We start from the raw sequence: 26,889 nt of genomic DNA on the forward strand, positions 1-26,889 counted from the left end.
GCGCGGCCCGGCCGGTCAGCCGCGGCCCGGGTGCAGAGCGCCGCACCGGTCGCAGGTCCGGGCCTGTTCGTCGGCGTAGAACTCCTGGAACACCGGGGGCAGGTCGGCCACGATGTCGCGGACCTGCAGCTCGACCTCGTGCAGCAGCTCGTGGCAGCTCAGGCAGTACCACTGGAACTTCTCCAGGGTGCCCTCCTCGCGGATGCGCTCGATCACCAGCCCGATGGAGCCGGGTTCGGGGCGCTGCGGCGAGTGCGGGGTGTTGGCCGGCAGCAGCCACATGTCACCCTCCTCGATGTCCACCCGCTGTGGCCCGTCCGGCGTCACGATGTCCACGTGCATGTTGCCCCTGACCTGGTAGAACCACTCCTCGTAGGGGTCGACGTGAAAGTCGGTGCGCTGGTTGGGGCCGCCCACGACCTGGACGATGAAGTCGCCGGTGCGCTCCCACATCTGCTTGTTGTTGACCGGCGGCTTGAGCAGGTGCTCGTGCTCGGCGACCCACTTGGTGAAGTTGACCACGGCGGGTATCCCGGTCATGGCTGGGTCTCCTCTCGGCCGGTGCCGCCCGCCAGGTCGGCGCGCGGCAGGTGGGCGATCGCCTGGATCTCGATGAGCAGGTGCGGGTGCGGCAGCTGGTGCACCGCCACGGTGGTTCGGGCCGGTCCGGTCTCGTCGAAGTACTCGCCGTAGACCTCGTTGTAGCCGGCGAAGTCGTTCATGTTGACCAGGTAGCTGGTGAGCTGGGCCAGGTCGGTCAGCTCGGCGCCGACCGCGCGCAGGATGTCGCGGATGTTCTCGATCACCGCCCTGGTCTGCTCGCGGATGTCGAGACGGGTGGTGCCCAGCTCGTCGACCTGGGCGCCGGCGATGGTGTTGTCCGGGCGCCGGCTGCTGGTGCCCGACACGTAGACCACCTCACCGACCACCTTGACGTGCGGGAACCGGCCCCGCGGCGTGGCCTTCCCGGCGACCACCTGAGCACTGGTCATGCGGCCCTCCGTCGACGACGAGCAGGTCCCCATGCTCCTGCCGATCGACGGTGCCCGTCCAATGCCGAGCCGGTTTGTCGATATGCCTATTCGAGCATGTCCGCACCGGTACCCAGCCGGACCCGGATCTCCGCCGCCACCTCGCGCAGCTGCTCGAGCAGCAGGGCGGCGCCCGGACTCGGCGCCCGGTTGCGCGCGACGGTCACCCCGACCAGGCGCGACACCGACCGCAGCGGGGTGTCCAGCATGGCCAGCCGGTCGTCCTCGTCCGCGATGAGCATCGGCAGCGCGGCGATCGCGTCGCTGTCCAGGAGCAGGCTCCGCAGGGTCGGCATCGAGGTGCACTCCACCCGGTCCGGCGGCAGTGGCAGCCCCTGCGCCGAGAACACCTCCTCCAGCTCACCGCGCAGCGCGGTCTGGTCCACCGGCAGCACCCACGGGTAGGCCAACAACGCGGGCAGCGCCGGGCACGGGCCGGACAGCGCCGGGTGGCCGGCGCGGGTGACCAGCCGGACCGGCTCGTGGTACAGCCGGATCCGCTCGGTGCGGTCGCCGTCGTCGCGCGAGGTCAGCCGCCCCACCGTGAGGTCGATCCGGCCCACCAGCAGGTCCGCGACCAGTACGTCGGGGGTGGCCTCCCGGACGATCACCCGCAGCCCCGGGCGGGCCCGCTTGAGCCGCGAGATCGCCCGGGGCAGCAGCACGTTCGAGCCGGCCAGGTGCGTTCCGACGGTGACCGAACCGGCCTGGCCCTCGCGCAGCTCGGCGATGTGCTGGCCGGCCTGGCGGACCTGGGTCAGCACCGCCTGCGCGTGCGCCAGGAACGCCGTGCCGTAGACCGTCGGGCTGACCCCCCTGGGCCCCCGGTCGAACAGCTCGACGCCCAGGATCGCCTCCAGCTCGCGCAGTCCCCTGGTGACCACGGGCTGGGTGACCCGCAGCGACTCGGCGGCCCGCACCACGCTGCCCTGCTCGGCGATGGTCGCGACCAGCACGAGGTGCCGCAGTTTGAGACGCCCGTCGAGCAGCCGGTCCGCTTCCATCCGGCCACGTTATGCCCAGATGGCTATACCGGCATCCGGTCCGACCGGCGGCGCGAACCAGCCGTGAGTGGCGAGTGGTCCCAGCGGACCACTCGCCACTCACGAGGTGCGCTCGGCCAGTCCGGTGCGGGCGAGCACCCAGTCGACCAGCGCGGCGACCCGCGCCCGCGCCGGCTCCCCGTCCTCGACCCGCCCCACCAGCTCGGCCGGGTCGATGCCGAGCTGCTTGAGCGTCGCCGCGTCGCCCACCGCCCAGGCCTTCGCGGCCACCGAGGTGGCCTCCGGGTGGAACTGCACGCCGACATTGCGCCCCACCACGTACGCCTGGTTGCCGGCGGCGCTGTGGGCGAGAGCGGAGCCCGGGGGCGGGACCAGCGCGTCGTGGTGCCAGCTCAGCCACGGCCCCGCCAGCACCTCGTCCGGCCCGTCCACCTCCACCGACATCCAGTCGACCTCCGGGCCACCGGGCGCCGGGCCGACCGTGCCGCCGAGCACCCGGCAGAGCAGCTGTGCACCGAAGCAGATGCCGAATACCGGGATGCCGGCCGCGATGGCGGCGTCCAGCAACGCCCACTCCGCGCGCAGGTACGGCACCGACTCGTCGGCCGCCGAATCCTCCGAGCCCAGCGGCACCACCAGCTGGTAGCCCGTCGGGTCCGGCAGGGGCGACCTCGCATCCACCACGTCGAGCTGGCAGCCCAGCTCGATCAGCCGATCCCCCACCAGACCCGGTGGGCAGTCCGCCTGATGTTGCACGAACAGCACCCGCACTCCACGACCTCCCGCTGTAGTACCGGTCCGACCAGTGTCAGCGCCGGGCTAGCTCCAGGGAAATGGTGAGTTGCTCACAGGGTGCAGCCGCCCGCTGGCGTACCGGTCGAACCGGAACGGCTCGAGCAGCGGCTGCGGCTCTCCGAGCAGCTCACGTGCCACCAGCTCGCCGACGCCGATCATCTTGTAGCCGTGGTTGGAGTCGGCGATGACGTAGGCGTTGCCCCGGAACCGGTCGAACACCGGGAAGCTGTCCGGGGTGAAGGCGCCGATCCCGCCGGAGGGCTCCCGCTTGTACCGCGCCAGGCAGCCGGCGAACCGCTCGTGGCAGTGCGCCAGCGCGGCGGTCCACATCCGGACGAACTCGTCGCCGACCACGAACTCCGGACTCTGCGTGCCGTACGGGTCGACGTCGACCTCCGGCGCCGGGCGTGGCACGAGCACCGGCGCGGCACCGCCCTGCACGCCGCCGAAGTTGAAGTCCGGCTTGTAGTAGATGCCCCACATCGCCTCGGTGACCAGGCTGCCGTCGGTGTCGTCGTAGAGCGGCTGGTCGGAGTCGATGTGCACCACGGGCGGCAGCCCGCCGTCGCGCGCGGTGAACTCGCCGGGGTCTACGCCCAGGGTGCCCTCCTGCAGCGCCCAGTAGGTCCACATCGGCTGGTCCGGGTGCACCGTACCGTCCGGGCCGGTGACCGGGATCCGGTCCGGCAGTTCCAGCATCGCCCACAGGTCGCGGATCCACGGGCCGGCGGCGAGCACCAGCTGCTCACAGCGGATCTCCCCGCTGTCGGTGCGCACCGCCTCGACCGCGCCGTCGCGCATGCTCAGGCCGGTGACCCGCACGCCGGACCGGATCCGCACCCCGGCCGCCTCCGCCTTGGCCGCCAGCCCCTTGAGCGAGGCGACGTTGTTCGCGTAGCCGCCGCGCTTCTCGTGCAGCACCGAGGTGATGCCGGGCGCCCGCCAGTCCGGGAAGAGGCCGACCAGGTAGTCCCGGCACTCCCGCTCGCCGAGGACCAGCTCGGAGTCGTAGCCGATCGCCTTCTGTTCCGCGTAGATCTGCTCGACGTCGGCACGCATCGCCTCCGGCGCGGCCTGCAGGTAGCCGACCGGGTGGTAGGAGAACGCCTCCGGGTCGGACTCCCAGACGCCGACCGAGTGCGCCATCAGCTCCCGCATGGCCGGCTGGAAGTAGTTGTTGCGGATCACCCCGCAGGCCACGCCGGAAGCGCCGGCGCCGACCCCGGTCTTGTCGATCACCAGCACGTCCGAACCGTCGCCCCGGCCGCTGGCCCGCAGCTGGGTAGCCAGCTGCCAAGCCGTGGACAACCCGTGGATGCCCGCTCCGACCACCAGGAACCGGACCTGTTCCGAAGCCATCGACTCCTCGCCTCCCCAAGAACCGCCGATGGTCGCCGCAAGGCGGACGTTGCGCAGCACGCCCACTAGGCTAATATCCATTGCGGCAACACCATGTCCAGATACTCAAGGGACTTTACTATGGCGCGCACCGGTCGACCAGCCACTCGTCAGGTCGGTGCGGTCCAGCGGGCGGTCGACGTGCTGGACGCGCTGGCCGAGGCCCGCACCGAGCTGGGCACCAACGAGATCGCCCGGCGCACCGGGATCAACGTCAGCAGCATCTCCCGGCTGCTGTCCACGCTCGCCTCGGCGGGCCTGGTGCAGCACGTGCCGTCCAGCGGGCGCTACCGACTGGGGGTCCGCATCCTGCAGTTGGCCGGAGCGGCCCGGGACAGCCTGGACATCCGGACCGTGTCCCGGCCGTACCTGGAGGAGCTGACCGAGCTCACCGGCGAGACCAGCACGCTGTCGCTGCCCGGCGAGCACGACCTGCTCACCATCGACTTCGTGCAGAGCCCCCGCTCGGTGCGCAGCGTCGCCGAGATCGGGCGCAACAGCGTCGCGCACGCGACCGCCGCCGGCAAGGTGTTCCTGGCCTGGGGCGGCACCCTGCCCGACGGCGACCTCGCGGTCTACACCGAGCAGACCATCGTGGACCGCTCCGCGCTGGCGGCCGAGATCGCCAAGGTCCTCGAGCGCGGCTGGGCGCAGGCGCTCGGCGAGCGCGAGGAGGACCTGAACGCGGTTGCCGCCCCGGTGTGCGACGCCGCCGGCCGGCTGCGCGCGGTGCTCGGTGTCCAGGGCCCGGCACTGCGCTTCCGGCCCCGCGCCATGCTCGCGGCGGTCGACCCCCTGATCGAACGCGCCGCCCTGCTGGCCACCACGGTCTGACCCGCCGCCCCGCCCGGGCCGCACACCCTCTCACGTTGCGGCACACCCGCTGCGGGGGGTGCGTGGCACCCGGAGAGGGTGTGCGGCGGCTACTCGGTGCGGTGGGGCGGCGGCTAGTCGGTGCGGAGGAAGGTGGCCAGGGTGTCGTCCGGCTCGGACCACCACGGGGTGTGGTGCAGCGGGCCGGTGGAGCCGGTGCACGGCGAGGAGAACGAGCGGTCCCGGTAACCCAGGATGCTCTCCACCTTGTGGTGCTCCCAGGTCTTGAAGTGTTCCCTGGTGAGGTCGAGGTCGAAGGCCGGGTAGTCGGTGTCCTTGATCAGGTCGCGCAGGTAGTCGGCCTGGTAGTCGATCTCCTGCTCCGGGTCGGCCAGCGTGTGCAGCCGGGCCGTCCAGCCGTCGATGTGCTCGGCCATCTCCGACCTCGGCGGCACCGGCAGCCGACCCAGGATCACGTCGCGGGCGTACCAGGCCTGCAGGTCGAACATCGAGAACGTGTAGTACTGGTCCTGCATGCCGAGGTACATCAGGCGCGGGTTGTCGATCCACAGCACGCCGTTGTAAAGGTTCGGTGTGCACAGCAGGTTCGCGGTGCGCAGCCGCAGCTCCTCGGCCAGGAACGGGAAGTTGTGCTGGTAGCCGGTGCACAGCACGATCGCGTCCACCTCGCGGCTGGAGCCGTCCACGAAGTGCGCGGTCCTGCCCTCCAGCCGGACCAGCCCGGGTACCTCGCTGATCGTGTCCGGCCAGCCGAAGCCCATCGGCGCGGACCGGTAGCTGATCGTCACCGACTTCGCCCCGTACTTGGCCGACTGCAGTGCGATGTCCTCCGCCGAGTAGCTGCTGCCCAGCACCAGCAGGTCCTTGCCGGCGAACTCGCTCGCGTCCCGGAAGTCGTGCGAGTGCAGCACCCGCCCCGGGAACGTCTTGAACCCCGGGTAGTCCGGCACGTTCGGTGTGGAGAAGTGCCCGGTGGCGACGATGACGTGGTCGAACGCCTCGGTGCGGAATGAGCGGTCCGCTCTGTCTTCTACACTCACCGAGAACGCCGAGCCGTCCCACGAGACCCAGCGCACCGCGGTGTTGAACCGGATGAAGTCCCGCACGCCGCTGCGCACGGCCCGCCCGGTGATGTAGTCGTAGAGCACCTCGCGCGGCGGGAACGACGGGATCGGCTTGCCGAAGTGCTCGTCGAACGGGTAGTCGGCGAACTCCAGGCACTCCTTCGGCCCGTTCGACCACAGGTAGCGGTACATGCTGCCGTGCACCGGGTCACCGTGCTCGTCCAGCCCGGTGCGCCAGGTGTAGTTCCACAGCCCGCCCCAGTCGCTCTGCTTCTCGAAGCAGACCACCTCGGGGATCTCGGTGCCGGCCGCACGGGCGGCGGCGAACGCCTGCAGCTGGGCCAGCCCACTGGGCCCCGACCCGATGATGGCAACGCGTGTCATGGTCTTCCTCCGCTGGTCAGGGCTTGTGGGTCAGGAACGGGGCTTGGTCTTGTCCGGGTCGTAGAACGGGAACCGCACGACGGTGGCCGGGATGCGCTTCTGGTGGCCGTCCAACTTGCCCACCTCGACCTCGGTACCGAGCGCGGCGTACTGCACGGCGAGGCGGCACAGCGCGATGTTCTTGCGCAGCACCGGTGACCGGGTGGCGCTGGTGACCACGCCGACCTGGGAGCGCCCCACATGGACGCAGTCGCCGTGCGCGGCGGGCTCGTTGCCGGCCAGCTCCAGGCCGACCAGGGTGCGCTGCGGGTGCGCCTTGCGGGCCAGCAGCGCCTCGCGGCCGACGAAGTCGTCCTCCTTCGTCTTCAGCGGCACGGTGAAGCCGATGCCGGCCTCGAACGGGTCGGTCTGGTCGTCGAAGTCGTAACCGGCGAACACCAGCCCGGCCTCGATCCGCAGCATGTCCAGCGCCTCCAGCCCGAGCGGGACCAGGCCGTGCGGCTCGCCGGCCGCCAGTACCGCGTCCCACAGCGCCGGAGCGTCGGACGGGTGCACCCACAGCTCGTAGCCCAGCTCGCCGGAGTAGCCGGTGCGGGAGATCAGCAGCGGGATGCCGTTGTGGTCGCCGATCCGGCCGATCGCGAACCGGAACCAGGTCAGGTCGGTGAACGCCGTCTGGGTGCCCGGCGTCCAGATGATCGACGACAGCAGCTCCCGGCTGGCCGGCCCCTGCACGGCGATGTTGTGCAGCTGGTCGGTGGAGTTCTTCACCCACACCCGGTCCAGCCCGAGCCGCGCCGCCTGCTCCCGCAGCCACACCCCGTCGTACTCGTCGCCCCCGACGAACCGGAAGTTCGTGTCGCCCAGCCGGAACACCGTGCAGTCGTCGATCATGCCGCCGGTCTCGTTGCACATCGCCGAGTAGACGACCTGACCGTGCGAGAGCTTGCGGATGTTGCGGGTCAGCGTGGCCTGCAGCAGCGCCTCCGCGTCCGGTCCGAGCACCTCGAACTTGCGCAGCGGGGACAGGTCCATCACCGCCGCGCGCTCCCGGCAGGCCCAGTACTCCTCGGTCGGTCCGCGGTTGTCGAAACTGGACGGCAGCCAGTAGCCCCGGTACTCGGTGAGCTGGCGGGTCAGCGCCTTGATCTTGGGCGCGAAACCGGTGTCCCTGGTCAGCGTCGCCTCCGACTCCGGGGTCACGCGGTGCGCGATGGCCATGGAGAACGTCCTCCTCGCGTCATAGACCCGCACGTGCACGTCGGTGGGCACCCAGGCGTTCGCCGGGTCGATGTCGTCCGGGCAGGCCGACGAGGCGCAGACCAGGTCGGTGGCCGCGCGCATCAGGACGTAGTCGCCCGGGCGCGACCACGGCTCGTCGAAGACCAGCTGGTGGTCGGCGTCGAAGTCGGTGTTGTAGAACAGGTTCAGCGCCGGCCAGCCGGCCCGGGGCGCGATGCCGTAGCCGCCCAGCTGGGCGTTGAAGTTGTCCGTGCAGTTGACGTGCCCCGGGTAGCCCATGTCCTCGTAGTACTTCGCGTTGCAGGCCAGCCCGAAGGTGTCGTGGCGGCCCACGGTGTCCCGGACGATGTCCACCAGCGGCTGGGCGTCGGGATCGTAGAACTTCCCGTACAGCCCGGGTTGTGGGTAGGCGTTGCCCATGAAGTACCGGGTGGTGGTGGCGTCCAGGCCGCTCTCGACGCCGTCGTCCAGCCGGCGCTCGGCGAAGGCCAGGAAGTCCGAGCACTGCCGGCCCTCGACGTCGATCACCTGGATGTACTGGCCGGCCTTGACCTGGTAGCTGGTCGCGGTGGCGGCGTCGATACGCAGGTCCAGCACCGGTTCGGCCAGCGGCGGCGGCAGCACCGGTTCGCCGAGCGGGCGGGGCGCGGCGCGGCGCAGTTCCAGCAGCAGCTCGGTCGGCGGGTTGGCCGCATCGTCGGACACCCGCATCGGCCGGGCCGGCGCGGCGACGAGCGCGACGGTGTCCCGGTCCGCGGTGAGTACCTCGGTGGCGCCGGCCGGGGACCACTCGCCGAACAGCCGGGCGGCCCTGGCCTGTGCCGGGTCCAGCCCGAACCCGGCGAGCAGGCCGAGTACCGGGTCGGCCGTGCCGGCGGCGGCCAGCTCGCGCAGCACGGTCGCCGGCGCGTCCTGGGTCAGGCCGGCCCCGTCGGCGAGCAAGGTGAGTTCGGCGCTCTGGCGGCCCTGCGGGTCGAGCACGGTGAGCTGGTCGCCGGCGGCCATCGGCACCGCGGTCAACCCGCCGGGGCGCACCCGGTAGCGCTCAAGACCCGGGTCGCGGGGCAGCAGCCCGGGCAGCAACAGCCGGGGTCGGTTCGGCGCGAGCGTCATGGCTTCGCCTCCTCCGCTCGGGCCGCCTTCGCGGCCGCCGCCTCGCTGGCCGCCGCGTCCGCGAGCAGCTGCTCGGCCAGCGCCCGCTTGCCGGCGGCGTCCAGCTTCTTCGTCTCGTTGGCCAGTGCGCGCCGGTCCACGGCCTGGTTCCAGTAGTCGACCGAGTCGAACCCCAGCAGCACGGAGCGGCCGACGAACTGGCGCAGCACCTCGTTCGACGGCCCCATCACCCAGCCCGCCTTGCCGTCGCGGAGGTAGCGCTCCAGCTCCAGGTCGCGCCGGTAGCCGGAGCCGCCGCAGGCGTGCAGCATCCGGTCCACCACCCCGGTGACGTTCTTCGCGGCGGTGAACTTGAGCTGCCAGCACCAGTGCAGGTAGTCGGCGCGCGCGGTGTCCCCCGGTTGCAGCACCCTGGTGTTGCCGTCGGTGACCCGGTCCAGGGCGGCGGCCACCGAGAACGCCGCCAGCCGGGCCGTGTTGGTGTCGATCACCGCCTCGCCGACGTAGTCCTGGATGGTCGGGTAGTCGCACACCCGCAGTCCGGTGTCGTCGTGCACCCGGCCGGTGGTGTGCCGCTTGGCGATGTCCACCGCGCCCATCGCGATGCCGTTCCACACCGACGACGAGCCGAGCAGGAACCAGGGGTCGACCACCTCGTCGTTCGACTCCGCGCCGTCGCCGACCGGGCCGATCAGCTGGTCCTCCGGTACCAGCGCGGCGACCACCTCGACCGCGCCGGACTGGTTGCCGCGCAGCCCCAGGGCGTCCCAGGTGGACGGCTTGGCCGCCACCACGTCGGCGTCGACCACGAACACCGACAGGTCGTGGTAGCCGGTGAAGTCGGGGCTGGTGGTCTGGATGACGTAGAAGTCGGCGAAACCGCCGGAGGTGGTCCACGACGAGCTCTTGCGGACCCGGTAAGAGCCGTTCTCCCGTTCCGCTGCCGACGACATCGGGAACCAGAAATGGCCGCCGGTGCGCGGGTCGGAGTAGGACAGGGTGCCGATCCGCCCGGTGTTCAGCGGCCGGATGTAGCGGTCCAGCAGCTCCGGCGTGGGCCGCAGCATGATCGCCTGGACGGCGGCGGTGTGCATCACGAAGCACATCGCGGTGGACGCGCAGCCGTAGCGCGCGATCGCCTCGGCGACCAGCGCGAACGCCAGGTGGTCCGCACCCAGCCCGCCGTACTCCTCGGGCACCGTGAGGCCCAGGAAGCCGTGCTCGCCGAGCAGCTCCAGGTTGCGCCGGGGGAAGCGCAGCTCGTCGTCGGAGCGCTCCGCGTTGGCCCGCATCTCGCTGGCGCACAGCTCGATCACCGTGTCCCGCAGCTCGCGGTGCCGGTCGGTGAGCAGCCAGTCCGGGTCCCATTCCGAACCGAGCCCCCAGAACGGTCCCCCGGCCCAGCTCTTCGTCTGCGTGTTCATGGCTGGACTCTCACCCGGAGCGGAGCTCCCAGCGCGGCAGCTCGCCGAGCGCGGCCGCGTAACGCCGTCGGTGGATCGGCCGCAGCACCATGCCCCACAGCACCAGCACCGCTGGCAGCAGCACGAACAGCGAGAAGGTGTTGTGTGTGAGCAGGAAGAACAAGCCGGCCAGCGAGGTCGCCAGCCCCAGGCAGACCGGCAGGATGCGGAACCGCAGCTGCACCCGGCGCAGCCTGGCGTACTGCGCGGCGTCGACCTGGGCGGTGTCCCAGCGGCGGCCGCAGGCGCACCGCCACACCTCCCCGTAGCCCAGCTCGCGGCGCTCCCCGCAGGGGCACCGCACGGTGATCGGCGGGCCCTTCAGCATCGTCCCGGGGCGTTCGTGGCTGGCCAGCCGCTCGTGCGCGGAGGCTCGGGCGGCGGCGGGGCGACTGGACAGCCGCTCGCGCGCCGAGGCGCGGGTGGCGGCGGGGCGATCGGCCCTGGCCTGCTCGCGCACCCCTCAGCCCGCCTCGACGGCGGCGTGGCCGGCGGGCACCGACGGCGTCGGCTCCCGCCATTGGATGTGCGTCCGGTCCTCCACGATGCGCCGGTAGAAGTACAGCACCAGCGCGAGCACCAGGACGCTGGCGCCGATCATCGTCTTGCTCAGCCCGTAACCGTAGGTGTCCGCGAAGATGAAGCCGCCGCAGATGATGAACAGCAGGTTCGCCGCCGCGAGAAAACCCGCGATCGGCAGCCAGGCCTTCGACAGTTTGATCGGGCGCGGCCAGAGCGGGCGGTCCCGGCGCAACAGCAGGAATCCGGTCAGCGCGAAGAAATGCGCCGCCATGTAACCGAGGTTGCCGGCCGCGAGGATCTCGATGGCCGAACCGAAGAACACCACCAGGAATATGTTCATGACGGCGTCGACCGCCATGCCCCGGCCCGGGACGTTGTGTTTGTTCAGATAGGCGAACCATTTGATCGTCATGCCGTCCAATGCGATGCCGTACAGCGCGCGGGAGCCATCCAGCGTCGCGGTACTCATCGTCAGCACGATGCCGGCGACCATGCACACCACGAGCACGCCGCCGAACACGTTCCCGGCCAGCGCGTCGAGCGCGTCCTTGTAGAAGACGATGAACGTCTTGTCGGCGGCCACCTTCTCGGTGCCCAGCGTGCCGCCGAGCCCGAGCGGCAGCAGCGCGTAGACGAACACCGAGAACGCCGCCGACGCGCGCAGTGCCTTGGGCGTCTCGGTGGCGGTGTCGCGGTACTCCGGCGCGACGGTGGCGCAGGCCTCGAAGCCGTAGGCGGACCAGCCCATGAAGTACAGCCAGGTCAGGGCGAGGCCGACGCCGCCGTTCGCGCCGATGTCCCAGGTCATGTTCGACGCGTGCCAGGCCCCGGTGAGGTACGGCAGCAGCATCATGACCAGCAGCGGGATCATCAGCAGAATGCCGGTGATGTAGGAGAACCACACGGTGGACCGGATGCCTCTGGCGTTGAACACCCAGACCAGCAGCAGCATGACGATGGCGATGGTCACCGGCAGGTCGATGTGGAAATGCCCGCCGCTGGCCGACCAGGTCGCGTTCGGGAAGAACTCCGCGGCGATCAGCGTGCCGCAGACCAGGCCGCTGATGGACAGCACGGTGGACCACGCGAACCAGTAGCCGAAGGTGGCCAGCGGGCCGATCGGCGAGAAGTACTTGCGCCAGGCCTCGTGGGCGTACACCGCGATGCCGCCGGACTTCTCCGGGAACATCGTGGCCAGCTCGGCATAGATGTTGTTCTGGAAGCTGCCCAACAGCACCGACACCAGCCACAGCACCAGTGCGCCGGTGGTACCGAGGCCGGCGATCGAGCCGCCGAGCGCGGCCACCAGGAAGCCCGGGTTGGCCAGGGCGATCATGAAACCGTCCCACCAGGACATGGCCTTCAGGAGGTGGCGCTCCTCGACCTCGGCGGTGGCCCGCCCGCCGATGGGGGCGTCCGGCTCAACAGGTTCCATCGGGTTCTCCTCGTCCGGTCGTCTCGAATCCGGTCGACTTGTCCGGTCGACTTATCCGGTTGCCCAGTGAGATGCGACCGACCCGGGTCGGCGTGGTCCACGTGTGCTGATCAGGCCCCCACCCCGGCTGATTCAGCGGGTCCCCGGGCCATCCTGTTGTGATGTACATCATGCTGCACCGCACGAAGGCTGTAAACCCTCAGTGGACACACCGTTGCCAAAATGTCGGTGCATTGAAGGCAATGGCCAGTTTCCCGGGCTAGATCGCCTTTCGGCAGAGCGAGCCGGTTACATTTCTGGGTCGATTATTGCCTTATCGGCAATTAGCGCCAGTGCACGACCGGATCGCGCGGCGGACTCCGTGAGCTCCCGGGCCCGCGCGGCCAGCGCCGGGTCCAGCCCGCCGAGCTCGACGTTGATCAGTACCAGCTGACCGGCCGCCCGGGTGGCGGCCTCGGCCAGCAGTACGGCGGTCACCGCGTCACCGGCCAGGTTCGGGTTGCCGCCCTCGGCGACCCCGACACCGGCCGCTGCCACCCTGGCGCCCGCCGCCGCGATCTCCAACGGGACCTCGGCCGTCCGGGTCAGCGCGGCGCGGATCCGGTCGGCGCGGGAGTCGTCGGCGCGCGGGATCCGGTGGGCCGCGAGGACGTCGCCGTAGGCGGCCGGGTCCGCGTCGGCGAGTGCCAACACCGCCACCCGCAGCTCGTCAGCCTCGGCCGCGACCGCGTCGGCACCGGCGAGCCCGGCGGAGAACCGGGCCGCCATCGCAACCAGGCCGGCCGCCGACGCCACCGTCACCGCCGCGACCGCACCGCCGCTCGGCGCCGGCCGCCGCGCCGCCACAGCGGCCAGGTACTCCTCGAGCGTGTGGTCCCCCAGGGAGCGCGGCGCGCCGGCCGCCGGCGGATCGGCCGCCGGCGGGTCGGCCGCGAGCGGGTCGGCCGCGAGCGGGTCGGCCGCCGGCGGGTCAGCCGCCGGCGGGTCAGCCGCCGGCGGGCCGGCCGCCGCCCGGGTGCCGGCCGCCGGCGGGTCGGCCGCCGCCCGGGTGCCGGCCGCCGCCCGGGGGCCGGTCACGATGCGCACGCCCCGCCGAGCCCGCCGAGCCCGCCGAGCCCGCCGAGCCCGCCGAGTCCGCCGAGCCGGTTACCCAGCTGCACAGGAGGCAGGTTTTCGAGCGCTCGAACCTGCCTGCTGTGCAGCTCGGTAACAACAGTGCGCGTCGCGCGGGGTGCACGCGTCGCGCGGGCCACACCGTCCCCGGGGCGGCCGGTCACGACAGGCCGACGATCTCGCCGTTCTCGTCGATGTCGATGTGGTGCGCGGCCGGGTCGGTACCCAGGCCGGGCATGGTCCGCATGTCGCCGCAGATCGGGTAGATGAACCCGGCACCCACCGAGGCGCGCACCTCCCGTACCGGCAGTCGCCAGCCGGTCGGCGCGCCCTTCAGCGATGCGTCCGAGGAGATGGACAGGTGCGTCTTGGCGATGCACACCGGCAGCGCGCCCCACCCGTTGCGCTCGAAGCTGTCCAGCTGGCGGGCGGCGGTCAGGTCGTAGTCCACCCCGGCCGCGCCGTACACCTTGCTGGCCACCGTCTCGATCTTCTCCCGGAGCGACGCGGAGTCCGGGTAGAGGAAGTGGAAGTCCGACGGCTCGTTCGCCGCCTCGGTGACCGCCTCGGCCAGTTCGGTCGCGCCGGCACCGCCGTCGGCGAAGTGGGTGCAGACCGCCGACCGGGCCCCCATGGAGGACGCGATCTCCGCGATCGCCGCATGCTCGGACGGGTGGTCGCCGGGGAAGGCGTTGATGGCCACCACCGGCGAGACGCCGTGCAGCCGGATGTTCTCGATCTGTTTGCGCAGGTTGGCGCCGCCGATGTGGACCTCTTCGGGGTTCTCCTCGAGCAGCGCCTCGGGCAACGGCCTACCGGCCACGATCTTGTGCCTGCCGGAATGCGCCTTGAGCGCCCGCACGGTGGCCACCACGACGGCGGCATCGGGTGTCAGACCGGACGCCCGGCACTTGATGTTGAAGAACCGCTCGGCGCCCATGTCCGCGCCGAAGCCCGCCTCGGTGATCAGGAACTCCCCGGAGTGGATACCGATCAGGTCAGCCACCACCGAGGAGTTGCCGTGCGCGATGTTGCCGAACGGCCCGGCGTGCACCAGCACCGGCGTGTTCTCCAGCGTCTGCATCAGGTTCGGCTTGAGCGCGTCCCGCATGATGACCGCCATCGCGCCGGCGCCGCCGATGTCGTCCGCGGTCACCGGTTTCCCGGCCTGGGTGTAGCCGACGACGATGCGCCCCATCCGCTCGCGCATCTCCACCAGCGACCGGGTGAGCGCGAAGATCGCCATCACCTCGGAGGCGGCGGTGATGTCGAAGCCGGTCTGCCGGGGTATCCCGTCGAACCGGGTGCCCAGCCCGACGATCACGTTGCGCAGCACCCGGTCGTTCACGTCCAGCACCCGCCGCCAGCTGATCCGGTGCTGGTCGATGCCGCACTCGTTGCCCTGGAAGAGGTGGTTGTCCAGCACCGCGGAGAGCATGTTGTGCGCCGAGGTGACCGCGTGGAAGTCGCCGGTGAGGTGCAGGTTGAGGATCTCCATCGGCACCACCTGGCTGTAGCCGCCACCGGCGGCGCCGCCCTTGATGCCGAAGGTCGGGCCCATCGACGGCTGGCGGATCGCCACGGTGGCCCGCCGGCCGATGTGCCGCATGGCCTGGCCGAGACCGACCGTGGTGGTGGTCTTGCCCTCGCCGAGCGGGGTCGGCGTGATCGCCGAGACCACCACGTACTTCGCCTTCGGCCGGTCGGCGAGCTCCTCGATCGCCTCCAGCCGGATCTTCAGCACGTCCCGGCCGTAGGCCTCCAGCAGGTGACCGCCGAGCCCCATCTCCCCCGCGACGTCCTCGATCGGCTTGAGCTGCGCCTGCCGGGCAATCGCCAGGTCACTCGGAAAACCCATCGGACGAATCTCCTAACCAGCTGTGTTGATACCGAACTCGGCGCCGGCATCCAACAGGGCGTCGCACAGGTACTGACCGGACGAGCGTTCGCAGTGCACCAGGTAGCTGGGCGTGCCGTCCATATCGTCGCGCACCAAACTGGTGACCAGTTTGGCTGTGGAAGTGCACAGTGCGGCCCCGTCCGGGGTGGCGTCGTCGGCAAGGTCGATCGCGCAGACCTTGGCCAGCAGGTCGGCGGCGCGCGGCCCGGTCAGCCGCAGCAACGCCCGCCCGTGGGTCACGTCCACCACGCTGACCAGCTCCTCCAACCCGGTCAACCGGGCCGCCAGCGCGGCCGGCCGACCGACCCGCTCGCCGAGGACCAGCCACTCCCCCGGTGCGGAGCCGACCACCAGTGACCCGTCGGGGCCCCGGGCGGCGCGACCGAACCGGGTGCCCAGCGCGGTGCCCACCGGCCCGTCGACGGCCGCCCGCACCAGCACCTTGGCCAGCGCGGACTCGTCGGTGAGGGTGACCGGCGCGGTCGCTCTCGGCGGCGCGACCACGACCGGGCTGGCTGGCGCCGGCGCGGTGAACTCCCGGCACGGTCCCACCGGGCCGGCCGACTCGACGCGCTGCCGGGCACCCGCCGGGTCGACGGCGGCCAACTGCTCGGTGACCCGCGCCGCCACGGTCCGCCCGTCCGGCAGCCGCACGGTGACCTCGGTGCCCGGGGCGGCCAGCGAGACGTCCAACTGGGCCAGGCAGACCGCGCGGCCCAACGTCGGGGACAGCCGGCTGGAGGTGATCCGCCCGACGATGCGGGTGCCGCTCGGTCCGGCCACCAGCTGGCTCGCCTCCGGCGGCACCACCGACGGGTCCACCGGGGCCAACCCGACCAGCCGAGGCCCGGACGGCTGGGCCAGGTCCCGCTCGTGCTGCCAGGCCAGTTCGGTGCGGCCGACGAAGTCCGGCTTGTCCAGCTTCACCGCCCAGTCGAGGCCCGCACTGTATGCCCTGGTCAGGCCGTCGGTGTCCTGCCCGACGATCAGGTGCCCCTTCTCCAGCCGCAGGATGCGCTGCGCCTCCACGCCGAACGGCGCCACGCCGAGGTCCGCGCCGTGGGTCAGCAGCGCCTCCCACACGTGCGGGCCGTAGCCGGCCGGCACGTGCAGCTCGTAGGACAGCTCACCGGTGAACCCGATCCGCCACAGCACACAGTCGTCCACCCCGGCCACCCGACCGGTCCGCACGTGCATGTACTCGAACGCCTCGGGGCTCAGATCGACCTCGGTGAGCCGGCCGAGCAGCTCGCGGGACCTCGGCCCGGCCACGTTGATGCTGGCGTAGCCGGTGGTCACCGGGGTGACGTGCACCCGCCATTCGGGGTGCTCGGTCTGCAGCCAGTTCTCCACCCACTCCCAGACCGCGCCGGCGCCGGAGGACGTCGTGGACATCAGGTAGTGGTCCTCGCCGAGGCGGCCGGTGACGCCGTCGTCGAACACCACGCCGTCCTCGGCGCACATCACGCCGTAGCGCACCCGGCCGATACCGAGCTTGGACCACTTGTTGACGTAGAGCAGGTTGAGCAGCGCGGGCACGTCCGGGCCGCGCAGGTCCAGCTTGCCGATCGGGGTGACGTCGATGATGCCGACCCGCTCGCGCACCGCGCGCACCTCCGCGGCCGGGTCGCCGTAGTGCTCCGGGCGGATCCACTGCCCCGCCACCAGCGGCTTCGCACCGTGGCCGGCGTGCCACGGCTGCATCGGCGAGTACCGCACCGGCTCGAAGATCCGCCCGGCCAGCGCGCCCAGGGTGACCGGCACGTGCACCGGCCGCCAGGTGGTGGTGCCGGTCTCGGCGATGGTGCGCCCGGTGGCCTCGGCCAGCACGGCCACCGTGTTGACCGTCTCCAGCTTTCCCTGCGCCGGGCCCATGGTCGCCGTGGTGTACCGCTTGACCAGCTCGACCGAGTCGTAGCCCTCGGCGGCCGCCAGCGCGATGTCCTTCGACGACACGTCCTCGGAGAAGTCGACCATGCCGTGGGCGCGGCCGCGGAACAGCGCCGGGTGCTCGTCGACCGCCAGCTCGGGGACGGGTACCGGTGACCGGTCGGGCCCGGGTGACCAGTCGGACCCGGGTGCCGGCGGTTCGGGTGCCGGTGGTTCGGGTGCCGGCGGTTCCACCCGGGTGGGCAGCTGGTTGAGCCGGGCGGCGCGGCTGGCCAGGGCACGGCGGGCCGCCTCGGTGCCGACCGCGCGGGCGTGCCCGACCAGCTCGTCGCGACCGCCGTCACCGGCCAGGCCGCCGGCCACCAGAACGTCCGCGCCGTACCCGCCGCCGGGCAGGAAGCGGGCCGCCCTCGGCGAGTACACCGGCCGGTCGCCGGCCATGTTGAGCAGCGCGGTCGGCGCCGTCCACCCGGTGGCGGTGACCAGCAGGTCGGCCTCGATCCGCCGCCCGTCGGCCAGCTCGACGGCGCGCACCCCGGCCCGGCCGTGCACCCGCGCCACGTCCTGCCCGCGTCGGGCGTCCACCACCTCGGCCACGTCCACGCCGACCCGGCGCAGGTCCTCGGCGGCGGCGTCGCCCTCGGGGTTCGCGGTGAGCACCACCGCCCGCTCGCCGGGGCGCACCGCGTACAGGTTCACCAGCCGGCGCACCGCGGTGGACAGCATCACGCCGGGCACGTCGTTGCCGGCGAACACGTACGGGCGCTCGATCAACCCGGGCGCCACCACCAGCACGCCGGCCCGCGCCTTGATCAGCCGTTCCGGCACCCCGGGCAGCCCGCGCTGCACCACGGCCACCCAGTTCTCGTCGTAGCGGCCGAGCACCGCGGCGTCGGTCAGCACCTCGATCCGGCCGGCCGCGGCCACCGCGGCGCGCAGCTCGGCCAGCGCGGCCAGGTCGGCGGCGTCGCCCCAGCGCAGGTGGCCGCCCAGCTGGTGTTCCTCGTCGGCCAGAAGCACCCGGGCGCCGGCGTCGGCGGCGGCCAGTGCGGCGGCCATGCCGGCCGGGCCACCCCCGGCGACCAGCACGTCCGGGTGTGCGTAGCGCTTGTCGAAGTACTCGTGCGGGGTGGCCGGGCCGGCGCCGCCGATCCTGCCGCCGTGCGCGAACCGGGCCAGCACCTGCTCGTAGGCCGGCCACAGCCAGCTCGGTGACATGAACGTCTTGTAGTAGAAGCCGGCGGAGAGGAACCGGCCGGCGAGCTGGTTGGCCGACTTGACGTCGAAGCGCAGCGAGGGCCAGGTGTTCTGCGAGCTGACCCGGATGCCGTCGGTGAGCAGCCGGTGCCCGGCCCGCACGTTCGGCTCGTCGTCGACCTGCAGGGTGGTACCCGGATCGTGGTAGCCGGCGGTGAGCAGCCCCCTGGGCCGGTGGTACTTGAAACTGCGGGAGAACACCCGCACCCCGCCCGCGGCCAGCGCCGAGACGATGGTGTCGCCGGAGTAGCCGGTGCAGTCGCGGCCGTTCCAGGTGAACCTGATCTGTCTGCTCCGGTCGATCACCTCGCCGGCCTGCACCGGCAACCGATGACCGGTCACCGGGGCCGGTGTCGCGCGCACACTCTGGTCAGTCATGTCGGCGGGCTCCCGGCGGCTGGGTCTGGTTGCTGACGGTGTCGCGGACCAGCCGGAAGTACCTGCGGCAGCCGGCCGAGTGGTACCAGGTCTCCTCGGTCGACCCCCGGATGTTGCGCCGCAGGTAGAGGTAGCCGCGCCACTGCTCCGGGCTGGCGCTCGCCGGGTCCGGCCGCGCCACCGCCTCGCCGACGTGCCGGAACTCCGAGACGTTGCGCGACCCGCACCACGGGCAGGGCAACTGGATCACTGGGTCCTCCCTCGTCGGACCTCGTGAGTGGCGAGTGGTCTCATCGGACCACTCGCCACTCACGGGGTCAGTGGCCTACCGCTGCCGCGCCCTTTTCGCCGACCAGCTCGCCGCGCGCGAAGCGGTCCAGCCCGAACGACGTGATCAGCTCCGCCGGGCGGCCGGTGGCGATCGTCTCGGCCATCGTCTCGCCGGACACCGGCCCGGCCTTGAAGCCGTAGGTGCCCCAGCCGACGTCCACGTAGAAGCCGTCCACCGGCGTCTTCCCCATGATCGGCGAGTAGTCCGGCGTCATGTCGCACAGCCCGGCCCACTGCCGCAGCAGCCGCATCTTCGACAGCGCCGGCATCAGTTCCAGCACGTGGCCGGCGAGCCCCTCGATGAAGTCCAGCGAGCCGCGCATCGAGTACGAGGTGAACGGGTCCACGCTGGCGCCGAAGACCAGCTCGCCGCGGTCGGTCTGGCTGACGTAGACGTGCAGCGTGCCGGACACCACCACCGCGTCCAGGAACGGCCGGACCGGTTCGGTGACGGCGGCCTGCAGCGGTGAGGTCTGCACCGGCATCCGGACGCCGGCCATGTCGGAGATCAGCGAGGACCAGCCGGCGGTGGCGTTGAGCACCGTGCCGGTGGCGATCCGCCGGCCGCCGGCCAGCTGTACACCGGTGACCTGGCCCTTCGCGGTATCGATGCCGATGACCTCGGTCTGCTGGTGCAGGTGCACCCCGTGCGCGTCGGCCGCCCGCGCGTATCCCCAGACCACCGCGTCGTGCCGGATGATCCCGCCCGGCGGGTGGTAGAGCGCGCCCAGGATCGGGTACCGGGTCGCCGCCGAGGTGTCCAGGTACGGCACCAGCTTCTTGATCTCGCCCGGGTCGATCACGCTCGAGTCGACGCCCTCCAGCTTGTTGACCTCAGCGCGCCAGTGCATGGTGCGCAGCGAGCTGTCGTTGTGCGCGAGCGTCAGGTGGCCCTTGCGGGAGAACATGACGTTGAAGTTCAGCTCGGTGGCCAGGTTCCGGTACAGCTCCAGCGAGCGGTCGTAGAACCGGACACCCTCCGGGGTCAGGTAGTTGGAGCGCAGGATGGCCGTGTTGCGCCCGGAGCCGCCGCCGCCCAGGTAGCCCTTGTCCAGCACCGCGACGTTGGTGATGCCGTGGTTGGCCGCCAGGTAGTAGGCGCACGCCAGCCCGTGCACACCGCCGCCGATGATCACGACGTCGTAGCTGTCCCGAAGTTCGTGCGTGTGCCAGGCCCTGGGCCAGTCCGGTGAGCTGCGCAGGCCGCGGCGCAGCAGGGAGATCGCCGAGTACCGGGCCGAGCGCGGCAGCCCGTTCCCGCGCGAGCCGTTCCCGCGCGCGCCGTTGCGGGGCGAACCGCTGTGGGCCGAACCGTTGTGGGCGGCAGTGTTGGGTGTGCCGTTTGCTGATCCGCTTCGCCCGGGTTCCGACGCCGACACCGCACCCGCCTCCCGACCGATCGCCCGCCGGTACTCGGCCCCTCGGCCGTCGCCAGGCTCTCGACGGTTCACGACGGTACGACATGCAGTCAACTTTTTCTACTGTCAGTTGACAGGAGCCTGGGGCGTGACTTGCCTCGGGCGCGCGGGACGGATCTTCGGCGAGTTTCACCTGAGGGTTGCCCGGGTCATGATCGAACAACCCTGGTGGTCAGCTCGGCAGAACCGGGCTGCGCCTGTTGCGTGTCCCTACGCAGAGCTGCTCTGCGTAGGCATACGCAACAACGTCCGCGACAACGCGCGCAACACGACGGGGCCTCAGCGGCCAGGGGTGATCGACTTGACCGCGAGGAACTGGATCGGCAATGTGATCAACTCGCCGGGGCCGTGGGTGACCTCGCCGGTGAACTGCAGCGCGTCGCCGGGTTCGAGCAGGTAGCGGGCACTGCCGCAGCAGTACTCCATCTTGCCGGTGATCATGAAGATCAGCTCGGTGCCGGCGTGCTGGTACAGCGGGAACGCGTCGGCGTCCCGGCTGGTCAGCGTGACCAGCATCGGCTCAAGGCTGTCGTGCGGCGCCCGCATGGTGCCGAGCGTCTGGTAGCGGTGCCCCTGCGCGGACGTCCGATGCTGGATGTCCAACCCCGCGCCGGCCTTCACCAGGATGACGTCGTTCTCCTCCGACAGCCCCCGGAAGAACGCCGTGACCGGCACCGAAAGCGCCTCAGACAGCCTCGCGAGGGTGGCCAGACTGGGCGAGGTCTGAGCGTTCTCGATCTTGTACAGCATGCCTTTGGACAGTCCGCACGCCTCGGCGAGCGTGCCGACCGTCCAGCCGTGCCGCAGCCGGAACTCGCGCACCCGGTCCGCGATGACCGCGCCGAGCGCCTGCTCGACTCCGGACTCCGGGGAACCCGGGACTCCGTCCGGAGCGTCGTCCGGCTGTCCTGAAACCGCCTCGATACGCACAGGTCCCACATCCGACATCTAACCCGAACAGACTGTTGTCACCTCTTACGGCACAGAGTTTACTGCCCGTAGAGTACGTGACCCACCACACACGCGCGACCAGCCGGGGAGACCTCATGACCACCGCGCTCGAAGAGTTCCTCGCCCAGGATGGAAGGGACGACGCTGTCGAGCGGGTCCGCCGCCAGATCGACGAGTCGGGCGTGACGTACATCTACTACCAGTTCGTCTCGGTGACCGGCCGGATCATGGGCAAGGGCGCGCCCGCCGCGCACTGGGAGCGGTTCGCCGCGAAGGGCTTCCAGCTGGTCTACGGCTCGACCGCGAACCTGTTCATCGACCGGCACGGCGACTACATCGGCTACGGGCCGGAGTCGCGCGAGCTGGTCGGGCTGCCGGACGTGGACACCTTCTGCGTGCTGCCCTGGGACCCGAAGACCGCGCGGGTGTTCTGCACGCTGTTCCGCGGCCGCGAGGAGGAGACCGACCCGGGCGGTTACCTCAGCTCGGACTGCCGGGGCAACCTGAAGCGGATCCACGCCGAGTTCGAGGCCGAGACCGGGCTGCACCTGCGGGTGGGCACCGAGCCGGAGATGATGTGGCTCAAGCTCAACCCGGACGGCACCCCGTCGGTGGAGGGCAAGACCAAGCCGTACTGCTACCACATCGACCAGTTCTCCGAGCTGCAGCCGGTGATCCACAAGGTCATCGAGTACGCGACCGCGATGGACCTGGACATGATCCAGGGCGACCACGAGGACGCCCCCGGCCAGCTGGAGCTGAACTGGCAGTTCGACCGCGCCGAGGCCACCGCCGACCGGCTCACCACCTACCGGCAGATCTGCAAGCAGGTCGGCCGCGAGATGGGCCTGTTCCCGTGCTTCATGCCGAAGCCGTTCATGGGCGTCTCGGCCAACGGCTGCCACCACAACATCTCGCTGTGGCAGGGCCAGGGGGACAGCGCCGAGAACGCCTTCCTGCCCGAGGGCGACAACCCCCGGATGCCGAGCAAGCTCGGCCTGGCCGCGATCGGCGGCGTGCTGACCCACCTGGACGCGCTGACCTGCCTGACGTCGCCGACGGTGAACTCCTACCGCCGCATGTGGGACACCGGCTTCTGGGCCCCGCTGTACGCCGACTGGGGCTACCAGAACCGGACCACCGCGCTGCGGGTGAGCTCGCCGGACCGGTTCGAGTACCGCTCGGTGGACTCCTCGGTGAACCCGTACCTGTCGATGGCCGGGCTGCTCAAGGCCATGGCCGACGGCATCCAGCGCAACCTGGACCCCGGGCCGCCCGAGGAGCGCAACATCTACGAGGCGATGGCCAGCGGCAAGGAGGTCCGCAAGATCCCGATGACGCTCGGCGAGGCGCTGACCGCGCTGGAGGCCGACGACGTCATCAGGGAGGCCCTGCCCGGCGAGATGTACACCGTGTTCAGCCACTACAAGCGGGACGAGTGGGAGCGCTTCTGCGCCACGGTCACCGACTGGGACGTCAAGGAGTACCTGGACATCCTGCCCTAGCGCCCCTCAACCAGCCCGAACGCGACGCGCGGACCACCACTGAAGGGAGCACCGCCGATGTGCGGTATCGCCGGCATCATCTACCGAGGACGGGACGGCGACCTCGGTAGCGACATGACCCGCATGCTGCACGCGATGCGCCACCGCGGCCCGGACTCCACCGGCTTCGCGCTCTACGGCCCGCCCGGCGACCTGACCGTCATGCGGTTCACCCTCGCGGACCCGACCGACCACCGCGACTTCGACTTCAGCGAGCGGCTGGAACGCAGCCGCCGCGAGGTGGAGTCCCGGCTGGCCAAGCTGGGCGCCACGATCGACCGCGTACAGGGCGAGTCGGAGTACGCCTACCGCGCCACCTTCAGCTACGACGGCCAGCTCAAGCCCCTTGCCGACTTCGTGGAGGACGTACCGGGCGCCGAGGTGCTCTCCCTCGGGCACTCGCTGGAGATCGTCAAGGACCTGGGCGACGCCGAGACGGTGGCCGCGCAGTACCGGTTGGACTCGTTCCGGGGCACCCACGCCATCGGGCACGTCCGGATGGCCACCGAGTCCGATGTGGACATCGCCGGCGCACACCCGTACTGGGCCTACCCGTTCTCCGACGTCGCCGTGGTGCACAACGGCCAGCTCACCAACTACCACCAGTGGCGGCGGCGGCTGGAGCGGCTCGGGCACCGGTTCCAGTCCGAGTGCGACTCGGAGATCATCGCGGTGTACATCGCGCAGCGGATGTCCGACGGGCTCTCCCTGGAGACCGCGATGAAGCAGAGCCTGGACGACCTGGACGGGGTGTTCACCTACCTCGTGGTCACCGAGAACCAGCTCGGCGTGGCCAAGGACGAGATGGCCGCGAAACCACTGGTGCTCTACGAGGCCGACGACATGGTCGCGATGGCTTCCGAGGAGGTGGCGATCCGGGCGATCGTCAACCGGGAGATCGACACCTACGACCCCTACGAGCGTGAAGTGCTGGTGTGGAGCCGATGACCGAGACGACCAGCCGTGCCGTTGACCGCCGTGCCGTTGAAAACCGTGCCGTTGACCATCGGGGCCTCGCCGAGCCGGACGCGACCGCACCCAAGACCGCCGTCGTCACCGGTACCAGCGCGGAGTTCGACGCCGCCGAGCTGACCCCGAGGCAGATCAACCTGGAGCTGCGCCGGCTGCTCTACACCGAGGGGATCACCGATGTCATCGTGCGCAACCCGGGGGCGAAGCACTCGATCGCCGTCGGGCTGCTCACCCGCTGCCGGCTGACCATCGACGGCAGCCTCGGCTACTTCGGTGTCGGGCTGATCGACGGCCCGGAGATCCGGATCACCGGCCGGGTCGGCTGGTCGGTCGCGGAGAACATGATGTCCGGCGTCGTCGTGATCGACAAGAACGCCGGCTCGCTCACCGGGGCGGCGCTGCGCGGCGGTGACCTGGTCGTCCGGGGCCACGTCGGCGCCCGCACCGGCATCGACCAGAAGGGCGGCACGATCATCGTCGGCGGCAACGCCGGTTCGATGACCGGGTTCATGATGCAGCGCGGTCGGCAGATCATCTGCGGCAACGTGGGCCAGGGACTCGGCGACTCGATGTACGACGGCGCCATCTACGTGGGCGGCGAGGTCGCCTCGCTCGGGGTGGACTGCGTCGAGGTGGAGTTCGGCGAGGCCGACCAGGAGCTGATCGACCGCAAGTTCGGCATCTACGGCCTGCCCCGCCCGGACCGCTTCCGCAAGTTCACCTGCGGCCGCAAGTTGTGGAACTACGACAACCTCGAACCGAGCGAACGCAAGCTCGTGCTCTAGACGCGCGCCACTCACCACCACCGAGCGAGGAGTATCAGATGAGCGGCCAGAACGGCGCGCAGGGCAAGGACGTGCTGGGACACAGCCGTATCTTCACGCCCGAGGTGATCAACGACATCCACACCAAGGCCGAGCTCGGCCGGTACCGGATGCGCGGCTTCTCCATGTTCAAGCCGATCCCGCACTGGGACGAGCTGATGTTCCTGCCCGGCACGCTGACCCGGTTCGTGATCGAGGGCTACCGGGAGAAGTGCGTGACCAAGACCGTGCTCGGCGCCCGGTTCGCCAAGAACCCGCTGGAGCTGGACATCCCGATCTACATCACCGGGATGAGCTTCGGGGCACTGTCCCTGGAGGCCAAGATGGCGCTGGCCAAGGGCGCCTCGATGGCCGGCACCGCGACCTGCTCCGGGGAGGGCGGCATGATCCCGCCGGAGCGGGACCTGTCCACCAAGTGGTACTACCAGGTGATCCAGAGCCGGTACGGCTTCAACCCGCACCACCTGATGCTGGCCGACGGCGTCGAGTTCTTCATCGGCCAGGGCTGCAAGGTGGGCCTGGGTGGGCACCTGATGGGCCAGAAAGTCACCGAGCAGGTCGCCGAGATGCGTTCCCTGCCGGCCGGTATCGACCAGCGCAGCCCGGCCCGTCACCCAGACTGGCTCGGCCCCGATGACCTGTCGCTGAAAATCCAGGAGATCCGCGAGGCCACCGACTACCAGGTGCCGATCCAGCTCAAGCTGGGTGCCGCGCGGGTCTACGACGACGTCCGGATGGCCGCCAAGTGCGGGCCGGACATCATCTACCTGGACGGCGCCGAAGGGGGCACCGGGGCCGGGCCGCACATCGCCGCCGAGGAGACCGGCATCCCGCTGATGGCCGCGATCCCGGAGGCCCGCCGCGCGCTGGAGGACGTGGGGCTGGCCGACGAGATCGACCTGGTGGTCGCCGGCGGCATCCGCAACGGCGGCGACGTGGCCAAGTGCCTGGCGCTGGGAGCCACCGCGATCGCCATCGGGCACTCGTCGCTGATGGCGCTCAACTGCAACAAGGAGCTGCCCGGGATCACCGACTACGAGGGCACCGTGGGCGTGCCGGCCGGCAAGTGCTACCACTGCCACACCGGCCGCTGCCCGGTTGGCGTGGCCACCCAGGACCCGGAGCTGCGCAAACGCCTCGAGGTCGACTCCGCCGCCGAGCGGGTCTACAACTTCCTGCACACCCTCACCCTCGAGGTGCAGATGCTGGCCAGGGCGTGCGGCAAGACGAACGTGCACAGCCTCGAGCCGGAGGACCTGTGCGCGCTGACCACCGAGGCCGCCGCGATGGCCAAGGTCCCGCTCGCCGGCACCAGCTACATCCCCGGGGTCACCGAGGAACGGACCCTGGCCGAGATCAAGGGCCTGCTGACCAAGGAACTGGCCAACGGGTTCGGACAGGGGCGCCGCGATGTCTGAGAGCAGCGCCAGCGGAACGAACATCGGCACTGAGCCGACCCCCGCCCAGCCGACCCCCGCCCAGCCGACCCCCGCCCAGCCGACCCCCGCCCAGCCGACCCCCGCCCAGCCGACCCCCGCCCAGCCGACCGCTCTGCCGACGCCGTCGTTCGACCCGGCCGCGCGGCACCTGAGCAACCGCACCGGCATCGACACCGAGGAGCTGACCGGCCGCACCTTCCCCTACCAGTTCGACCGGTCGCTGGTGGAGGACGTCGACCTGCTGGCCGCCACCCCCGGCGAGGACCTGAACTGGCTGGAGGACGTCTACCTGATGACCGAGGACGGCCAGACCGCCGTCTTCGACCGGTACACCAACGCGTTCCTGAAGATCTACTTCGAGATCCCGGCCGGCCGGGAGGACGAGTACGCCCGCAAGGTGCTGATCACGCACCTGCAGGCCGGCAACTCGTACGGGATCTGGCTCAAGCACAGCCATGCCAAGTTCGCCCAGCCCGAGCTCGGCTCCTGGCTGGCCGGCTCGGCGACCGTCGGCGAGCACTGGAGCCCGCCACAGCTCACCGGCTGGGAAGCACCCATCCACTGACCCGGCACTGCTCCCACCACACC

Annotated in this window: 22 protein-coding genes; 6 read left to right on the plus strand and 16 right to left on the minus strand. The window is 71.0% G+C overall.

What is annotated here, in order from left to right; genetic code table 11:
- Positions 1-15: 15 nt before the first annotated feature.
- The 5 genes from ACTXG6_RS41885 to ACTXG6_RS41905 form a co-directional block, all read right to left on the minus strand.
- Positions 16-540, minus strand: coding sequence for a 3-hydroxyanthranilate 3,4-dioxygenase (locus ACTXG6_RS41885; protein ID WP_445184851.1), 525 nt, complete (start codon positions 538-540; stop codon positions 16-18).
- The gene (locus ACTXG6_RS41890) at positions 537-992 is read right to left on the minus strand and encodes a RidA family protein (RefSeq protein ID WP_445184852.1); all 456 of its coding nucleotides are present in this window, start codon (positions 990-992) and stop codon (positions 537-539) included. The genes ACTXG6_RS41885 and ACTXG6_RS41890 overlap by 4 nt, the downstream gene beginning before the upstream one ends.
- 86 nt (positions 993-1,078) lie before the next feature.
- Positions 1,079-2,035: a LysR substrate-binding domain-containing protein gene (locus ACTXG6_RS41895; protein ID WP_445184853.1), complete on the minus strand. Its 957-nt coding sequence runs from the start codon at positions 2,033-2,035 to the stop codon at positions 1,079-1,081.
- A 99-nt stretch (positions 2,036-2,134) separates the two neighbouring features.
- Positions 2,135-2,800, minus strand: a complete 666-nt coding sequence (locus tag ACTXG6_RS41900; protein ID WP_445184854.1) for a type 1 glutamine amidotransferase — start codon at positions 2,798-2,800, stop codon at positions 2,135-2,137.
- Positions 2,801-2,854: 54 nt separating this feature from the next.
- Positions 2,855-4,270 (minus strand): NAD(P)/FAD-dependent oxidoreductase, encoded by a 1,416-nt coding sequence (locus tag ACTXG6_RS41905; RefSeq protein ID WP_445184855.1) that lies wholly within the window; start codon positions 4,268-4,270, stop codon positions 2,855-2,857.
- Positions 4,271-4,309: 39 nt separating this feature from the next.
- On the opposite strand from ACTXG6_RS41905, the gene ACTXG6_RS41910 reads away from it, so the two are divergent.
- Complete coding sequence (locus ACTXG6_RS41910; RefSeq protein WP_445184856.1) at positions 4,310-5,062, plus strand: IclR family transcriptional regulator; 753 nt, start codon at positions 4,310-4,312, stop codon at positions 5,060-5,062.
- A 113-nt stretch (positions 5,063-5,175) separates the two neighbouring features.
- Here ACTXG6_RS41910 and ACTXG6_RS41915 read toward each other — a convergent pair whose 3' ends face one another.
- From ACTXG6_RS41915 to ACTXG6_RS41965, 11 genes are all read right to left on the minus strand, one after another.
- A complete protein-coding gene (locus ACTXG6_RS41915) occupies positions 5,176-6,510 on the minus strand; it encodes an NAD(P)-binding domain-containing protein (protein ID WP_445184857.1) in 1,335 nt (444 codons plus the stop codon).
- A gap of 30 nt (positions 6,511-6,540) precedes the next feature.
- A complete protein-coding gene (locus ACTXG6_RS41920) occupies positions 6,541-8,865 on the minus strand; it encodes a DUF1989 domain-containing protein (RefSeq protein WP_445184858.1) in 2,325 nt (774 codons plus the stop codon).
- Positions 8,862-10,289, minus strand: a complete 1,428-nt coding sequence (locus tag ACTXG6_RS41925) for an acyl-CoA dehydrogenase family protein (RefSeq protein WP_445184859.1) — start codon at positions 10,287-10,289, stop codon at positions 8,862-8,864. Before ACTXG6_RS41925 ends, ACTXG6_RS41920 begins: the two co-directional genes overlap by 4 nt.
- Before the next feature lie 10 nt (positions 10,290-10,299).
- Positions 10,300-10,788 (minus strand): hypothetical protein, encoded by a 489-nt coding sequence (locus ACTXG6_RS41930; protein ID WP_445184860.1) that lies wholly within the window; start codon positions 10,786-10,788, stop codon positions 10,300-10,302.
- 3 nt (positions 10,789-10,791) lie between these two features.
- Positions 10,792-12,285 carry an APC family permease gene (locus ACTXG6_RS41935; RefSeq protein WP_445184861.1) on the minus strand — a complete coding sequence of 498 codons (1,494 nt, stop codon included), beginning with the start codon at positions 12,283-12,285 and terminating at the stop codon, positions 10,792-10,794.
- A 288-nt stretch (positions 12,286-12,573) separates the two neighbouring features.
- On the minus strand, positions 12,574-13,362 hold the full coding sequence (locus ACTXG6_RS41940) for a cyclodeaminase/cyclohydrolase family protein (RefSeq protein WP_445184862.1): 789 nt from the start codon (positions 13,360-13,362) through the stop codon (positions 12,574-12,576).
- Between the two features lie 196 nt (positions 13,363-13,558).
- Positions 13,559-15,256, minus strand: a complete 1,698-nt coding sequence (locus ACTXG6_RS41945; protein ID WP_445184863.1) for a formate--tetrahydrofolate ligase — start codon at positions 15,254-15,256, stop codon at positions 13,559-13,561.
- A gap of 12 nt (positions 15,257-15,268) precedes the next feature.
- Positions 15,269-18,823, minus strand: a complete 3,555-nt coding sequence (locus ACTXG6_RS41950) for a 2Fe-2S iron-sulfur cluster-binding protein (protein WP_445184864.1) — start codon at positions 18,821-18,823, stop codon at positions 15,269-15,271.
- Complete coding sequence (locus tag ACTXG6_RS41955; protein ID WP_445184865.1) at positions 18,816-19,073, minus strand: sarcosine oxidase subunit delta; 258 nt, start codon at positions 19,071-19,073, stop codon at positions 18,816-18,818. Before ACTXG6_RS41955 ends, ACTXG6_RS41950 begins: the two co-directional genes overlap by 8 nt.
- Positions 19,074-19,140: 67 nt before the next feature.
- A complete protein-coding gene (locus ACTXG6_RS41960) occupies positions 19,141-20,532 on the minus strand; it encodes an FAD-dependent oxidoreductase (protein WP_445184866.1) in 1,392 nt (463 codons plus the stop codon).
- A 318-nt stretch (positions 20,533-20,850) separates the two neighbouring features.
- A complete protein-coding gene (locus ACTXG6_RS41965) occupies positions 20,851-21,501 on the minus strand; it encodes a helix-turn-helix domain-containing protein (protein ID WP_445184867.1) in 651 nt (216 codons plus the stop codon).
- Between the two features lie 116 nt (positions 21,502-21,617).
- On the opposite strand from ACTXG6_RS41965, the gene ACTXG6_RS41970 reads away from it, so the two are divergent.
- The 5 genes from ACTXG6_RS41970 to ACTXG6_RS41990 are packed head-to-tail and all read left to right on the plus strand — an operon-like array spanning position 21,618 to position 26,866.
- A complete protein-coding gene (locus ACTXG6_RS41970) occupies positions 21,618-23,027 on the plus strand; it encodes a glutamine synthetase family protein (protein ID WP_445184868.1) in 1,410 nt (469 codons plus the stop codon).
- A 57-nt stretch (positions 23,028-23,084) separates the two neighbouring features.
- Positions 23,085-24,014: a class II glutamine amidotransferase gene (locus ACTXG6_RS41975; protein ID WP_445184869.1), complete on the plus strand. Its 930-nt coding sequence runs from the start codon at positions 23,085-23,087 to the stop codon at positions 24,012-24,014.
- Positions 24,011-24,823 carry a hypothetical protein gene (locus ACTXG6_RS41980; protein WP_445184870.1) on the plus strand — a complete coding sequence of 271 codons (813 nt, stop codon included), beginning with the start codon at positions 24,011-24,013 and terminating at the stop codon, positions 24,821-24,823. The genes ACTXG6_RS41975 and ACTXG6_RS41980 overlap by 4 nt, the downstream gene beginning before the upstream one ends.
- Before the next feature lie 38 nt (positions 24,824-24,861).
- Positions 24,862-26,280 (plus strand): FMN-binding glutamate synthase family protein, encoded by a 1,419-nt coding sequence (locus ACTXG6_RS41985; RefSeq protein WP_445184871.1) that lies wholly within the window; start codon positions 24,862-24,864, stop codon positions 26,278-26,280.
- The gene (locus tag ACTXG6_RS41990; protein WP_445184872.1) at positions 26,273-26,866 is read left to right on the plus strand and encodes a hypothetical protein; all 594 of its coding nucleotides are present in this window, start codon (positions 26,273-26,275) and stop codon (positions 26,864-26,866) included. Before ACTXG6_RS41985 ends, ACTXG6_RS41990 begins: the two co-directional genes overlap by 8 nt.
- The last annotated feature ends 23 nt before the right edge of the window (positions 26,867-26,889 follow it).

Source organism: Pseudonocardia sp. Cha107L01 (assembly GCF_052566575.1).